The sequence below is a fragment of the Paenibacillus sp. J2L1-98 genome, assembly GCF_056269405.1.
In genome coordinates, this window is record NZ_JBWDNW010000002.1 from 473,541 (window position 1) to 488,872 (window position 15,332).

Consider the following 15,332-nt stretch of genomic DNA (forward strand, 5'->3'; position numbering starts at 1 on the left):
AATTTCATTTAAAACCAAACCTTAAAAGATTTTCGAACCCACCCAAACCCTCCCTTCCAAGGGAGGGCCACGAGGGTTGCACCCTCTGGACACCTGCAATTGGACTAACGATGGAGGTAACAGGCGCTTTAGAGCAGTATATGTGACGGAGCGCTTCGTCCCTGCGGGACACGCTGGAAGCTTGATCGCTTGAACGAGACTCTTATAGGAGACTCACTGGAAGCTCTCGAACCCACCCAAACCCTCCCATCCGAGGGAGGGCCACGAGGGTTGCACCCTCTGGACACCCGCAATCGGACTAACGATGGAGGTAAACAGACACTTTAGAGCAGTGTATGTGACGGAGCGCTTCGTCCCTGCGGGACACGCTGGAAGCTTGATCGCTTGAACGAGACTCTTATAGGAGACTCACTGGAAGCTCTCGAACCCACCCAAACCCTCCCATCCGAGGGAGGACCCCGAGGGTTGCACCCTCTGGACACCTGCAATTGGACTAACGCGGGAGATTGACAGGCGTATGCGATCTGTTTTTGCGGCGGACGCGCTTTCGTCCCTGCGGGACTCAATTAAAGTTTGAGGCTGAGCACTTTCGTCCCTTTGGGACGCGTTTGCCTTCTCAACCTCCTTGCTAATCCATTAGATTTTTATTTAGTTTCATTTTGCTAACTTAATTTTTAAACTTTTTGATAAAAGCTCTGTTTAGCTTCATTTCACGAAACTAAACAACGATTTTTAATTTGTATACTCATATATGAGCTTTTAGTTCAACGAGCTGCACCTAATCCACCCAATTGTTAAATACGGCTTCATTTAGTTCGATCAACTGAAACTAAATCATCGCTTTCATCCCTGTGGGGCACACAAAAAGTTTAAAGTAAGGCGCTTTTATGATGAATTTAAATATTCTAACAGCGAATTTGGTATAGAGAGGTTGTCTTTCTAGTGTATGAGGGCGTTCATGGAGGTATGACGGGTATGTTGGGGGGAAGGCCGGCTAAAGCCGACCTGTTAGGGTGTATAGTTTCCAAGCGTAGACGGCTAGTATCGTTTTTGCATCGCTTATGCGGCCTTCTTGTATGTAGGCTTCAGCTTGCTCAAGGGTGATCGCTTCGACCTTTAGATCTTCATCCTCATCGGGGTTCTGGACGCCTAGCTCAACCTTGTCGGTGAAATAGATATACAGTTTCTCATCTGCAAATCCAGGTGAAGTATAAAAAGCGCTTAGGAGCTTAAGATCGTTCGAGCGGTAGCCTGTTTCCTCTTCCAGTTCGCGAGCAGCCGCAGTGAGCGGATCTTCACCGGGATCAAGCTTGCCCGCCGGAATTTCAATTTGAAACTTTTCAAGCGGTTTGCGGAATTGCTCGACTACAAGCAGCTTGCCATCCAAAAGCGCCATGACCGCAGCCGCGCCAGGATGCTTTACAATTTCCCTTGTTGCGGTCCGGCCATCTGCCAGCGCAACCGTATCTACCTGCAGCTTAATCAATTTGCCTTCAAAAATAGGCTCTGTCTTAATCGTTTCCTCACGCCATAGCGCTGCCCGTTGTTGCTCTTCCATTCGTAACCGCTCCTTTATATGTATTTACTTATCGTGAGCATAACTTGTCCTGCCCCTGCATAACTATCATTATATCAAAACGACAGGGGCGATTAATATGAAACAATATGTTGGGTTGAACCATTTACGTTTAGTAGGAAAAGGCTGGGAAATACGTCAACAGCTTCGCAAGCTGTCTGCCGCATCGTTATCAAGAACACCGATGTCCGAATATACAAACGTCATCAGCGTGCGCCGCGTACCTTTGGAAAAAACGAATTAGTCCGGGCCTATCACTCTCAGACAAAAACCCTCCATCCGCGTTCAGCTCACGCTGAGCTTCAGGATTGAAGGGCTTTCTGTCATGTTGCAGCAAGCAAATTCCGCAAGCAGCAATCATTTTCTAAAGAATAGTCCGCTTTTGCTTACTTCGCAATAGCAGCCTGCTTCATAATTTCAACAACGAGCTCGGTCGTTTTGACCAAATCCTCGACCTTAATCTGTTCCTTTGTCGTATGAATATGCTCATAGCCGACAGCCAAATTGACGGTTGGGATTCCTAAGCCGTTAAAAATATTCGCGTCGCTGCCTCCGCCGGAATGAAATGTTCGCGGCGTTCGACCGATTGCTACGATTGCTTTTTTCGCAAGCTGTACGACGGAATCCTCATCATCATACTGGTAGGCGGGATATATAATTTCGCTCTCAAGCTCGCCGCGCGCTCCAAACTCCTCTGCAGCGCTCTCCACAGCTTTGCGCATCGCTTCGATTTGATTGTCCAGCTTATGCTGAACAATGCTTCTCGCTTCAGCATCCAGCTTCACGAAGTCACACACAATATTCGTAGCGCCTCCGCCCTCAAACCGGCCAATGTTCGCAGTCGTTTCATTATCGATACGGCCAAGCGGCATTCTCGCAATTGCCTTCGCAGCAACCTGAATTGCACTTATGCCATCCTCCGGATTTACGCCTGCATGCGCCGAACGTCCATACATTTTGATTGTAACCTTAGCCTGCGTTGGCGCTGCCACCGCGATATCGCCAATTGCTCCGTTTGAATCCAGTGCATACCCGAACTTCGCCTCCAGCTTCGACGCGTCTAGCGCTCGTGCGCCTAGAAGACCCGACTCTTCGCCGACCGTGATGACAAATTGGATGCGGCCATGCGGGATGGACTGCTCCTTAACGACGCGTATAGCTTCAAATATAGCTGAAATACCGGCCTTATCATCGGCGCCGAGAATGGTCGTGCCATCGCTTCTTATGTATCCGTCAGCGTCCAGCTGCGGCTTAATGCCTACGCCAGGCGTAACTGTATCCATATGGCAGGTGAAAAAAATCGTCGGCGCTGATGCGTCCGCACCCTCTGCTTCCAAAATCGCGAACAGGTTGCCCGCTCCGTGGCCTGTCTTTGCCGCGGCATCATCCTCGCTAATTTGCAAACCGAGCGCTTCGAACTTTTGCTTAAGCACACGGCTTATTTCCTGCTCATGCTTCGTTTCGCTATCTACTCTCACCAATTCCATAAATTCATTAACCAGCCGATCTTTTGCAATCATTAACGTTTCCTCCGTTCGTCACTTTCGTATACAATAGAGTAAATGACAAGCTCGTAGTCAGCCAATACGTTCTAAATCGAGAAAGGGGTTTTCCAAATGCGCAGACAGCGATTAATCCGAATTGTTGCTATTTTAGTCGTGACCGCACTGATTTTATCCACTTTGGTAGCTGGTCTTGGTTCGTTATTTCTTTACTAGATCCAATTCACATTTGAATTCTTTCACAAAATGAGGGAGCAACTCTTTCGCCGCTTCCTCTACCGATAGCTCGAGCCCCGTTAAATCATTGAAGGAGGTCACGCCGAACTGCTGGATTCCGCAAGGGACGATTCCGCTAAACCCTTCTGCGGCTATCCCAGATTTGATATTTAGAGCAAAGCCGTGACTCGTAATAAAGCCCCGCCGCTGCCGGGCTTTATTAAATTTCACCCCGATGGCAGCAATCTTTTGGTCACCGACCCACACTCCTGTATATTCCGGTTTTCTTCCCGCTTCTATACCGTACTCGGCAAGCCAATTGATCATGACTTGCTCCAAGCTGCGCAAATAAGCATGTAAATCAAGGCCATCGGCTTCCAAATAGAGCAGCGGATAGCCAACCAGCTGACCGGGTCCGTGATAGGTAATATCACCCCCGCGATCGATTTGGAACAAAGCAATGCCGCGCTCCTTAAGCTCTGACTCATCTAGAAGCAGGTGCTCGGGATGTTTGTCAGAACCCATTGTATAGGTTGGCGGATGCTGAAGAAGGAGCAGCGACTGCTCGCGCTCCCCCTTATCAATTTGCTTTACGTATGCTTTTTGCAGCTCCCACGCCTGAGCGTAATCAAGCATGCCGATATACTGGGCATCCAGCCGTCTTAAGCCATTTGCGTTATCCGCTTCAGCCATGATGGTGTCCCCTTTTCTAATACAATTTGCTTTCCAGGTTAAAGCTCTCCAAATTATCCTTTACGCGCTGCAAGAAACGACCGCAAATGACGCCGTCCAAAATCCGGTGATCGAGCGACAGACATAAATTAGCCATTGAACGAACCGCTATCATGTCATTAATAACGACTGGACGCTTCACGATTGATTCAAAGGTTAAAATGGCAGCTTGCGGGTAGTTAATAATCGGATATGACAAAATAGATCCGAAGGATCCTGTATTGTTGACGGTAAAGGTGCCGCCCTGCATATCAGACAGCGTCAGCTTTCCTTCTCTCGTCTTACGGGCCAGCTCCTCAATTTCTTTTGCCAATCCGGCAACGTTTTTGTGATCAGCATTTTTGATGACCGGAGTGAGAACGGAATCCTCCGTACCGACTGCAAGCGCGATGTTAATGTCCCGCTTGACAATTATTTTATCCACCGCCCACATGGAATTCATGATAGGCACGTCTTTAATCGCATTTACGACAGCTTTGAGCAGGAAAGCCAAATAAGTCAAATTGATGCCTTCGCGCTTCATGAAATCATCTTTAAGCTTATTCCGAAGCAGAACCAGATTCGTTACATCCACTTCAATCATCGTCCAAGCATGCGGAATCTCGCTTACGCTCTGCCTCATATTGCGGGCAATCGTATTACGAATAGGCGTCACATCAATAAAGCTATCACCGCGGCCAAGCCCGGACGCGCCTTCAACCTCAATTTTGGGGAACCTTGGCGTTTCCGTCAAATGCATCCCCGAGGAACGAACCTGTGCCGCCGCATCTACCGTATTAGGCGCTTGCGCGGCTGCGTTCCCGCTTGAAGTATTATTCGCTTTTCCTGCGCCGGCCGCAACGTAAGCAAGTACATCCTTACGCGTTATACGTCCGCCAAGACCCGTTCCGGGAACATCGGTCAATCGGATTGCGTGCTCAGCTGCCAGCTGCTGCACAGCCGGCGAGAACCGGTTGCGCATCGGCGCGTCTTCCACAGCTGCTGTAGTTACGGTAGCATTCCCTGTATTTTCAGCCACAGATTCCGCTGCACCGCTTCCCGCATGATCTGCCGATCCTTCCGTCTCGATTATGCAGATCGGTGTGCCGACCGGAACGGTCTCACCCTTGCCGACTAAAATTTGGACAAGCTTGCCGGCCACAGTGGATGGCAATTCCGCATTTACTTTATCCGTTATTATTTCACAGACAGGTTCGTAAAGTTCGACCCAATCACCTGGCTGCTTCAGCCATTTATCAATGGTGGCCGATACGAGTGATTCCGCAAGCTGCGGCACGACGATTTCCGCCTTAGTTTTCATAGTTCACATCTCCCTACTGGCCCAAGCGTAAACGGCTACAGCCGTCCTCTGGCGGCGCAGCAAGCGTTTCGCAATGACATATAAGCTTTGTATAAATACGTTACTTATACTTTCTTATATTTTAATAAAGCGCAAGCTGCCGCATGGCTTCTTTCACTTTTTCTTTGTTTAGCATAAAAAACTTCTCGCCCGGAGGATTGATCGGCATTGCCGGTACATCCGGCCCGCATAGACGCATGATCGGAGCATCCAGCTCATAAAGCAGCTCTTCTGCGATAATGGCTGATACTTCAGCGCCGACACCGCCCGTTTTATTATCCTCATGGACAATAAGCACCTTGCCCGTTTTTCGCACGGCTTCAAGAATGCCCTCTTTATCGAGCGGCTGAAGCGTCCGCAAATCAAGTATATGCGTGTTAATCCCCTCGCCTGCAAGCTCTTCGGCTGCCTGCTCTACGAAATGAAGCGGAAGACTATAACCGATAACGGTAATGTCATCGCCCTCACGAAGCACATTCGCTTTCCCGATCGGAACGATGTAATCATCATCGGGAACCTCGCCCGTAATGAGCTTATAGCATTTTTTATTTTCAAAATAAATGACCGGATCCGGGTCGCGAACAGCGGCCTTCAGTAATCCCTTCGCATCGTAAGCACGATATGGAGCGACAATTTTCAAACCGGGTGTGCCGAAAAACACAGATTCCGGACATTGCGAATGATACAGACCGCCGAAAATACCGCCGCCAATCGGCGCGCGGATAACGAGCGGACACGTCCAATCATTGTTCGAGCGGTAACGGATTTTGGCTGCTTCGCTGATAATTTGATTGGTTGCCGGGAACATAAAATCGGAATATTGCATTTCTGCGATCGGCTTCATGCCATACATCGCCGCTCCGATTGCAACGCCTGCAATCGCAGATTCCGCTAGCGGCGTATCAAGCGCTCGAAGCTCTCCGAATTGCTCCAGCAAACCTTTCGTTGTTGTGAACACGCCGCCTTTGAGACCAACGTCCTCACCCAGAACGAAGACGTCCTCATCGCGTTCCATTTCTTCCTTCATCGCTTGGCGGATTGCATCGATATATTCGATTACTGCCATTATTCCCTACCCCCTTGCTCAGCATCATCCGCATATACGTGAAGCAATGTAGACTCCGGCGTCGGGAAAGGTGCTTTATCGCCATATTCGGTAGCCTCGTCAAGCACCTTGCGAACGTTGGCTTGAAGCTCCGCCTCAAGTTCCTCTGACCAAATGCCGCAATCGATCAGGTATTGCATATATTTAGGGATGCCGTCTTTCGCACGATTGAGATCAACCTCTTCCTTCGTACGATAGGCAAGATCGTTATCTGATGTAGAATGAGGCGAGATTCGGTACAAAAGCGCTTCAATAAGTGTCGGGCCTTCTCCGGCAATTGCGCGCTCGCGCGCTTCCTTTACAACCCGGAACACTTCTAGAGCATCGTTGCCGTCTACCTGAAGTCCAGTGAAGCCATAGCCGAGCGCACGGTCAGCGACCTTTCCGGCAAGCTGCTTATGGACAGGTACGGAGATTGCATATTGATTATTTTCACACATAAAAATGACAGGAAGCTTATGCACGCCCGCAAAGTTGCAGCCTTCATGGAAGTCACCCTGGTTGCTCGATCCTTCTCCAAACGTTACGAAACTGACAAGCGGCTTTTTTTTCATTTTCGCTGCAAGCGCAATGCCTACCGCATGTGGAACCTGCGTAGTAACTGGACTTGAGCCCGTCACAATCCGCAGCTTCTTCGAGCCGAAATGGCCGGGCATTTGGCGTCCGCCTGAATTCGGGTCCTCCGCTTTCGCGAATACCGACAACAGTAAATCGCGCACCGTCATGCCTACCGAGAGTACTAAGCCGTAATCCCGATAGTACGGTAAAAAATAATCGTTATCACGGTCAAGCGCAAAAGCTGCCGCAACCTGTGCCACCTCTTGGCCGACACCGGAAACGTGAAAGTTAATTTTACCGGCACGCTGAAGAAGCAGCATCCGCTCGTCAAACTTACGTGCAGTCACCATCGTTACATACATATCAATTGCTTGCTCATTGCTAAGCCCTAATTCCAAATGACGAACATTTTGCCCAGCAGATTGGGTCATAAGGTGTTCCTCCTTTTTTTTGCGCTATTATAACCTGGTACTAAGACTTGATCATATACATTATAACTCCATTTGATCCAAAAAGAAAACAGTCATCCTTAGAACGATATTGCTTTGCCGTCAACAGCCAGCATCGCTTCTCCCAGTGCCTCTGCAAGCGTCGGATGAGGATGGATCATTTGGCCGACCTCCCATGGCGTTGCATTAAGGACCCCTGCCAGCGCTGCTTCAGAAATAAGATCTGTCGCATGTGCTCCGATCATATGGACACCGACGATGTCATTTGTTTTACGGTCAGCAATCACTTTGACAAAGCCATCCTTCTCTCCAAGCACGAGTGCCTTGCCGATCGCTTGAAACGGAATTTTGCCTGTCTTGATGTCATGCCCTTTCGCACGGGCTCCATCCTCTGTCAAACCGTAGGAAGCGATTTCCGGACGGGAATATATACATCTTGGAATCAAATGAGGCTGAATGGCAGCCGGCTTCTCTCCGCTAATATGCTCCGCGGCGATTAATCCCTCATGTGCAGCCGCGTGCGCGAGCTGAACTCCGCCGGTAACATCTCCGATCGCATAAATATGCGGCTCGCTCGTTTGACCGAAACCATTCACTTCAATCGCGCCGTTAGTCGTGCGGATGTCTGTATTTTCAAGGCCGATCCCTTCCACATTCGGCTCACGTCCGACAGAAATCAGCAGCTTCTCCGCAGTCAGCATTACGTCCCCTTCCGGTGTCGCTGCCACGATCGATACTTCTCCGTTTTCGCCTTTATATTGGTCGGTCTGAAGCTGAATGCCTGTCAGAACGCGTACCCCGCGCTTCTTGAGCACTCTGGTCAGCTCAGCAGAAACCTCCGTGTCTTCGCCCGGCAGCAAGCGCGAGCCTGCTTCCACCAGCGTAACCTGAACACCAAAATCCTGCAGCAGCGACGCCCATTCCACACCGATCACGCCTCCGCCCACAATAATGATTGAACCAGGCAGATTATCCATCACTAGCGCTTCCTCGCTGGACAAAATATATTCGCCATCGGGCGCTAACCCCGGCAATAAGCGAGGTCTTGAGCCTGTCGCGATAATCAGATTAGTCGATACGACAGACTCCATTTCCCCATCCGGAAGCTCGACCGCCAGCGACCCGCTCTTAGGTGAGAAAATCGAAGGACCGATCACTCTTCCTTTGCCTTGAATGATCTGAATCCCGTTTTTCTTCATTAACCCTTGAAGTCCGCGGTATAGCTGCTCTACCGTTTGATCCTTCCGTTCTTGCACTTTATTGTAATCGAGTGAAATTGCTCCCTCTGCAACTTGAATGCCGTATGAGCCCGCTTCGAGCAATGTTGCATATACTTCCGCACTGCGAAGCAGCGATTTACTTGGAATACAGCCTTTATGTAAGCAAGTTCCTCCTAACTTATCCATTTCAATAATCGCTACCTTCTTGCCTAGCTGAGCTGCTCGAATGGCTGCCGTATAACCGCCTGGTCCGCCTCCGAGTACAGCTACATCCACCTGTATTGCCATAATCAAATTCCCTCCATAAATACTTTCAATATATGCTGGTAAAGCCTAATGTTCCGTGGCGTGGCTCTTTCTTGCCCATCCGCATTGTAACATGACATGCATCCTTATTGTACCTGTTTTTACCGGCGATATCACCGTCCTTTATGAAATAGACACTCTGCGCGTAAAAAGGTATGATAGAGCTACCTGTATATTTTGACCGATAAGGAGACACTGTTTTTATGAAATTAGTTACTGCACGCTTTATTGCTATCCTCATGCTAGTTATTCCAGGACTGCTGGCCTGTTTCGGCTTTCTCAAAATGAAAGATTCCGTATTCTTTTATTTCTCCGATTTCGGGAATGACGCCATTACGCCCGACTTTGATTGGTTGAAGTTTTTGCTCGGATTTGTTATGTTCGCCGCAGGGGCCGGCTTTATCGCAGGCTGGACTTTTTTCCGGGACCGCAAACGTAATTATGTCGCGCCCCGCTTCAAAGAAAAGCGCCCCCGCCCGCCGAAGCCGCAAAACTAATTATATGTAGTTCATAGCTCAATCCGCATACAAAACCGCAGTGTCACGGGTCGAACCGATCCAGGACCGGCGGTTTTTTTGCGCATGCTTGCATGAAATATGAAGCTACTCTACATACTCGAGCATTTGCAAATACGCCTTCGGCACCATATAAGAAGCGGCCAGTTCCGTCTTGTCGGACATCAGAAACATTCTGACGAGAGAGCTGCTCGTCTGCATATAATGTGTATAAGGAGATAAGTAGATCGTATCGGCCATCGTCGTATTGCGAATATATTGCTCAAGCTGCAGCTCATATTCAAGATCGGTTGCATTTCGAATCCCCCGAATGACAACGTTAATGTTATGCTCGTTAATATAATCGGCAACGATGCCCTCATAGGGTATAATTTGAATTTTTTCATCCTGCGGCACGGACAAAGCAACGAGCTCCGTTCGTTGCTCAATCGTAAAATAATGTTTCTTCGACCGGTTATTCGCGACAATAATATGAACCTCGCTAAACAATTGGAACGCTCTCTCAATAACGGATACGTGACCGAGCGTAATCGGGTCAAAGCTGCCTGCGTAAACCGCTTTCATCCTATCACCTCAAATCATTCGTTTACAATGCGATGATGCTTTCAAAATAAGATTACAAATTACACTATTTTATTTTATTATGCCGAAATACAACAGCACTATGATTAGAGTAACTAAAGAAAAAGAGGTGCAGTCATGAAAATCGTATTCGACGTTACCGTCGACGGGAAAGTAAAAGAAACGATTCAACCGCAAAGTCAGCGCTTAAAAGAAATACATAGCTTTATCAAAGCAGAATCGTCTGGTTTAATCAAGAAATATGGCAGCAACGTCTATTTAAACCGAAGAGTCGTATACAACTGAGGCATCCTATGATGGCCTTTTTTTGTTTCATAAACAAAAAACCGCTTTTCATTGGTTTTGGATAACCCAACAAATAGCGGTTGTAAGCATCAGCGTTTCTTAAAACGTAAAGCGGTTTCAAACCATGTCTCGCGGAATATACGGGCATGTTACCATCACCCGCCATTCCTTACAAAGCTCCCATCTAGCTCACCTTATGCTCAATCCGAAGCTTATCTGCGACCATCGCAATAAATTCGCTATTCGTCGGCTTCGACTTGCTGATGTTGATGGTGTAACCGAATAAATGGCTAATGCTGTCGATGTTGCCGCGGGTCCAGGCGACTTCAATCGCGTGCCGGATTGCGCGTTCAACGCGAGAAGGCGTTGTTTTGAATTTTTCAGCAATTGCCGGGTAAAGCGTTTTTGTAATCGCGCCAAGAATTTCGATGTTGTTGTAAACCATCGTGATCGCTTCTCGCAAGTACTGATAGCCTTTAATATGAGCTGGCACTCCGATTTCATGAATGATGCTCGTAATGTTAGCGTCCAGATTTTTCCCTTTAGCAATTGGCACGACGTTTGATTTCAAAGAGGAAGAACTCGTTGAAAAACTTCCCGTCGACGAATACGTTGAGTTACCAACAAGCTGACGGATACGGTTTGCTAAAATATCCATGTCAAACGGCTTCAAAATGTAGTAGGACGCGCCAAGTTGCACCGCTTTTTGGGTAATGTTTTCTTGACCGAAGGCTGTCAACATAATAATTTTCGGCATCGGGGACAGGTTGATTTCTTTCAGACGCTCGAGAACGCCTAAACCGTCTAAATGCGGCATTATAATATCGAGAATAAGTACATCAGGAACTTTTCTTGTTTCCTCCAAATGTCTTAAGACCTCTTCTCCATTGTACGCAACTCCACTCACACTCATATCACTTTGTTCAGATATATACTCCGATAACAGGTTAGTAAATTCACGGTTGTCGTCTGCTAATAATACTTCGATCTTATGCAAGTTGTGGTCCTCCCTTAAATGATATTCATGATATCGCTCACTTGTTGTCTCCTTAAAGTTTTCGACACGTGGAGTTGAATTCCTTCTGTCGAAAATTATTTTTCTTTATTATTTAAAGTTGTTTCGATATAATTAAAAATTTATTACATGTAACGATCTCCTTCGCCCTCTTTCGACAATTTTCTTCACTTATTGTATGTGCCACGCGGTTTTTAGATGACCGGATAAAAATTAAAAAAAAACGTCTGCCTTGGCTCCATCCAGCCTAAGCAGACGTCTCGTTTTAAATTGCAACCATTAAGCAGCCTCGCCAATTCTGCCGTTAGCCGACTTCAGTAATACGCCTGCATCCTGCAGCATCCACTCGATAAAGCAGCCATACCCTGATGAAGGATCATTCACAAACACATGAGTAACTGCGCCCACCAGCTTGCCATCCTGTATAATCGGACTGCCCGACATTCCTTGAACGATACCGCCGGTTTTACTTAACAGTCGCTTGTCTGTAATTTTAATAACCATACCTTTAGTGGCTGGACCGGTTTGCTTTGATACATGGACAACTTCGATATCAAAGCGTTCAACCTTTTGTCCATTTACAACAGTCAAAATTTGCGCTGGCCCTTCTTTGACATCTTCGGCAAAGGCTACGGGCATTGCATTTTCGCTGTAGCTATGCGTCGGCACTTCATTCATTTTGCCGAAAATGCCAAACGGAGTATTACGCTCTACATTGCCTAATATTTTGCTTTCTTTCACAAAATGCGCTCTTTTTTCTCCCGGCTCGCCATTTTGGCTCTTGTTAATGGACGTGACGCTTGATTGTAATATTTGACCTTCGCCAACCTCTATCGGCGTTTGCGTGTCCATATCGGTTATAACATGTCCGAGTGCCCCATATACGCCTTGATCAGGAGCATAAAATGTTAATGTTCCTACCCCAGCTGCTGAATCACGGATATATAAGCCCAGCCGCCAAGCCTTATCTTCTGCATCAAATACAGGGCTTAACTGCGTATTGCTTAATTGTCCGTCACGCTTATAAGTAACTTCAAGCGGCTTCTTATCATTGCCAGCCTTCTCACTTAGCTCTGCAACTCTGTGTACTTGATTGATGCTTGTCCCGTTGATCTTAACAATTAAATCGCCCAGCCGGAGTCCTGCAGCCTCTCCAGGCGATTGCTTCATGCCATCGCTGCCAGAGACCTGATGATGACCCACAACTAAAATGCCGGATGATTTGACCTTGACTCCAATTGTTTGCCCACCGGGAATAACTCGTAAATCAGGCACTACATTCACTTTTACAGTCTTAAATGGAATTTTACCAAATAATTTCACTTTCATTTTGGTTTGACCGCTTTGATTCGGCTGAAGTGACAGTGTTTCATTCAAATTTACGGATAAAGAATGACTGGTTGATCCGTTAATCTGAAGCATCTGAGGGTCGACCGTTACTTCTGCATGAACGGGAACTCCGTATTGCAATCGTTTCAGTTGCCCGGAGAATAAACGAAGTTCATTCGGAATTGCGGCAAAATGTTGAAACGGGGTGGAGATTCCGATCATGCAAATGAAGAAAACGAGAACTAGGCCAAACCATCGCTTCCTTTGATTGGAGTTCAATGATTTCACGCTCCCTGTAATTCCATCGCATGACGTTAAAGGCTGCATCGCCATTGGCGTACCTTTAAGTTACCCTCACCCTGTTGTTTTATGTCCGCAAAAACATTCCCTAATTGGCTTCCATTACGCTCCCTTCTGCCTGTGAGCCAAATCAAGCATTTCTTGTGCATGATGTCTGGTTTTTTCAGTTACCTCTACACCGCCAAGCATGCGAGCCAGCTCCTCAATACGCATCGTGCCGATCAACTCCGTTACCGAAGTAGACGTTCGATCTTCAATAACCTGCTTCCTTATTTCATAATGATGATCTGCCATGCATGCTACTTGAGGTAAATGAGTAATCGAGAACACCTGGCACTTCATTGCGAGCTGCGACATCTTCTCTGCAATGGCTTGCGCCGCCCGACCGCTTACGCCTGTGTCAACCTCATCAAATATTAGGACAGGAACTTGATCGATCTCTGCAAAAATGCTCTTTAGGGCGAGCATAATGCGTGACATTTCTCCTCCGGATGCAATTTTGCTTAGCGGCTTCAAAGGCTCACCCGGATTTGTTGAAAGCATAAAAATCGCTTCGTCCATTCCATTAATGTGCAGGCGAATTTGCTTCGTCTCCCCTGTTCCGTCAATGGTCGTATCGATTTGCACCCGAAACTTAGCGGAAGACATTTGTAGCTGTCCCAGCTCGTTCTCGATCGCTTCAGACAGCTTCGCAGCTGCATGCTCGCGAAGCTGCGATAATTCCTGAGCTAGAACCAATGCTTGTTCGTACTGCCTAATTTCTTCTAATCGAAGCTCTTCAAGCAGCTGATCACGATTTTCGATTTTGTCACGGTCTATAATTGTCCGATCTAAATAAGCTAATATATCCGGTATTGTTTCCCCGTATTTCCGCTTCAAACCATTTATTAAATCAAGTCTGTCCTCCACCTGCGACAGCTGGTCTGGATCAGATTCTATACCATCACGATAATCCCGCAGCTGGAAAGCTGCATCCTCCGCTTGATAAAACGCAGATTGAAGCTGCTCCAGCAAGGGACTTAATTTCACCGCATCATAGGTCTGGATATCAATCAGCTTCGCAACCGCTTTGCTTACCATATCGAGACCTTTTCCCCCGTATAACAAGGAATATGCCTCTGACACGCCATCCATTCTTTTCCCCGCATACAGTAGCTTGCGCCGCTGTTCGGCAAGTAATTCATCTTCCATTGGCTTAAGCTGGGTATTTTTAATTTCTTCAATCTGAAAACGATACAAATCCAGCATCTGAACGTTTTGTCTTGTTGAATTTTCCAGCTCGCGCAGCGAAGCTCTGGTTTGCTGCAGCTCTTTAAATACGCTTCTGTAATTTTGCTTTCGTTCGATTAACAAATCGCCTGCGAACATATCTAACCATTCCAAATGCTGATCTGTGCGAAGCAATGATTGATGTTCGTGCTGACCATGAATATTAACTAAGCACTCGCCAATTTCCCGAAGCATCGTCATCGTAACGAGTTGACCATTTACACGGCTGTTGCTCTTGCCGTGTGACGAAAGCTCGCGCCTGATAACCAGCATTTCCTCGCAGGAGGCATGTACACCGAGCTTGTTTAACACGACCCAAACAGGATGACTGCCAGGAAGATCGAACAACGCCTCCATCTCGGCTTTCTCACATCCATACCGTACCATGTCTGCGGAGCCCCTACCGCCAACCAGCAAGCTTAGCGCATCAATTAAAATCGATTTACCTGCACCTGTTTCACCTGTCAACACATGAAATCCATGATGAAATGTAACGTTCACTTCTTCGATTACCGCTAAATTCCTTATAGATAGCTCACGCAGCATGGCTTAATATCCTCCCCTAATTTAGTTCAATAGTTCCAGCAAGCGTTCCACAACTTCTCCACTCTGCGTCTTGGTGCGACAAATCATCAAGATTGTATCATCACCGCAGATTGTGCCCATAACCTCTGACCATTCCATATTATCGACCAAAGCTCCAATTGCATTTGCCGATCCTGGCAGACACTTCATGACAACAAGGTTATCGGTGAAATCGATATGTACAAAATGATCAAGCAGCGCACGCTTTAACTTATGAATCGGATTTTGGCGCTGTTGCTCCTGCGGAATAGAATATTTGTATTTCCCTTCACCCGCCGGTACCTTGATAAGCATCAATTCCTTCATATCGCGCGATACGGTTGCTTGAGTTACCTGCATCCCGGTTGCGCGCAGCGCTTCTACAAGCTCCTCCTGTGTTTCGATTATGCGGTTTGTAATAATTTCCTTGATTCGATATTGGCGAATCCCCTTCATACAAAAACCTCCAT

At 47.3% G+C, this 15,332-nt stretch carries 15 protein-coding genes; 3 read left to right on the plus strand and 12 right to left on the minus strand.

The features are described from left to right. Positions 1-994: 994 nt before the first annotated feature. A complete protein-coding gene (locus AC0YNZ_RS06995; protein WP_475825924.1) occupies positions 995-1,558 on the minus strand; it encodes an NUDIX hydrolase in 564 nt (187 codons plus the stop codon). A gap of 97 nt (positions 1,559-1,655) precedes the next feature. Between AC0YNZ_RS06995 and mciZ the strand changes: the two genes are divergently transcribed. Further along, on the plus strand, positions 1,656-1,820 hold the full coding sequence (gene mciZ, locus AC0YNZ_RS07000; RefSeq protein ID WP_110770514.1) for a Z-ring formation inhibitor MciZ: 165 nt from the start codon (positions 1,656-1,658) through the stop codon (positions 1,818-1,820). Between the two features lie 142 nt (positions 1,821-1,962). Here mciZ and AC0YNZ_RS07005 read toward each other — a convergent pair whose 3' ends face one another. The 6 genes from AC0YNZ_RS07005 to lpdA all read right to left on the minus strand — a co-directional run bounded on the left by AC0YNZ_RS07005 (position 1,963) and on the right by lpdA (position 8,985). Further along, the gene (locus tag AC0YNZ_RS07005; RefSeq protein WP_475825925.1) at positions 1,963-3,096 is read right to left on the minus strand and encodes a M20/M25/M40 family metallo-hydrolase; all 1,134 of its coding nucleotides are present in this window, start codon (positions 3,094-3,096) and stop codon (positions 1,963-1,965) included. 183 nt (positions 3,097-3,279) lie between these two features. Next, on the minus strand, positions 3,280-3,987 hold the full coding sequence (gene lipB, locus AC0YNZ_RS07010) for a lipoyl(octanoyl) transferase LipB (RefSeq protein ID WP_475825926.1): 708 nt from the start codon (positions 3,985-3,987) through the stop codon (positions 3,280-3,282). Between the two features lie 16 nt (positions 3,988-4,003). Further along, positions 4,004-5,326, minus strand: coding sequence for a dihydrolipoamide acetyltransferase family protein (locus AC0YNZ_RS07015; RefSeq protein ID WP_475825927.1), 1,323 nt, complete (start codon positions 5,324-5,326; stop codon positions 4,004-4,006). Between the two features lie 121 nt (positions 5,327-5,447). Next, the gene (locus tag AC0YNZ_RS07020) at positions 5,448-6,431 is read right to left on the minus strand and encodes an alpha-ketoacid dehydrogenase subunit beta (protein ID WP_475825928.1); all 984 of its coding nucleotides are present in this window, start codon (positions 6,429-6,431) and stop codon (positions 5,448-5,450) included. Next, positions 6,431-7,459: a thiamine pyrophosphate-dependent dehydrogenase E1 component subunit alpha gene (locus tag AC0YNZ_RS07025; protein ID WP_475825929.1), complete on the minus strand. Its 1,029-nt coding sequence runs from the start codon at positions 7,457-7,459 to the stop codon at positions 6,431-6,433. Before AC0YNZ_RS07025 ends, AC0YNZ_RS07020 begins: the two co-directional genes overlap by 1 nt. 98 nt (positions 7,460-7,557) lie before the next feature. Then, complete coding sequence (lpdA, locus tag AC0YNZ_RS07030) at positions 7,558-8,985, minus strand: dihydrolipoyl dehydrogenase (RefSeq protein ID WP_475825930.1); 1,428 nt, start codon at positions 8,983-8,985, stop codon at positions 7,558-7,560. Positions 8,986-9,206: 221 nt separating this feature from the next. Between lpdA and AC0YNZ_RS07035 the strand changes: the two genes are divergently transcribed. Then, positions 9,207-9,500 carry a DUF2627 domain-containing protein gene (locus AC0YNZ_RS07035; protein WP_475825931.1) on the plus strand — a complete coding sequence of 98 codons (294 nt, stop codon included), beginning with the start codon at positions 9,207-9,209 and terminating at the stop codon, positions 9,498-9,500. Between the two features lie 105 nt (positions 9,501-9,605). On the opposite strand, the gene coaD is transcribed toward AC0YNZ_RS07035, so the two are convergent. Beyond that, a complete protein-coding gene (coaD, locus tag AC0YNZ_RS07040; RefSeq protein WP_475825932.1) occupies positions 9,606-10,082 on the minus strand; it encodes a pantetheine-phosphate adenylyltransferase in 477 nt (158 codons plus the stop codon). A gap of 135 nt (positions 10,083-10,217) precedes the next feature. Here coaD and AC0YNZ_RS07045 point away from each other — a divergent pair, with 135 nt between their 5' ends. Next, positions 10,218-10,385: a mechanosensitive ion channel protein MscL gene (locus AC0YNZ_RS07045; protein WP_475825933.1), complete on the plus strand. Its 168-nt coding sequence runs from the start codon at positions 10,218-10,220 to the stop codon at positions 10,383-10,385. 184 nt (positions 10,386-10,569) lie between these two features. On the opposite strand, the gene spo0A is transcribed toward AC0YNZ_RS07045, so the two are convergent. The 4 genes from spo0A to ahrC form a co-directional block, all read right to left on the minus strand. Then, positions 10,570-11,382, minus strand: a complete 813-nt coding sequence (gene spo0A, locus AC0YNZ_RS07050; RefSeq protein ID WP_475825934.1) for a sporulation transcription factor Spo0A — start codon at positions 11,380-11,382, stop codon at positions 10,570-10,572. Between the two features lie 297 nt (positions 11,383-11,679). Further along, a complete protein-coding gene (spoIVB, locus tag AC0YNZ_RS07055; protein ID WP_475825935.1) occupies positions 11,680-13,008 on the minus strand; it encodes a SpoIVB peptidase in 1,329 nt (442 codons plus the stop codon). 123 nt (positions 13,009-13,131) lie between these two features. After that, on the minus strand, positions 13,132-14,844 hold the full coding sequence (gene recN, locus AC0YNZ_RS07060; RefSeq protein ID WP_475825936.1) for a DNA repair protein RecN: 1,713 nt from the start codon (positions 14,842-14,844) through the stop codon (positions 13,132-13,134). Between the two features lie 21 nt (positions 14,845-14,865). Beyond that, the gene (gene ahrC, locus AC0YNZ_RS07065) at positions 14,866-15,318 is read right to left on the minus strand and encodes a transcriptional regulator AhrC/ArgR (protein WP_475825937.1); all 453 of its coding nucleotides are present in this window, start codon (positions 15,316-15,318) and stop codon (positions 14,866-14,868) included. Between the last annotated feature and the right edge of the window lie 14 nt (positions 15,319-15,332).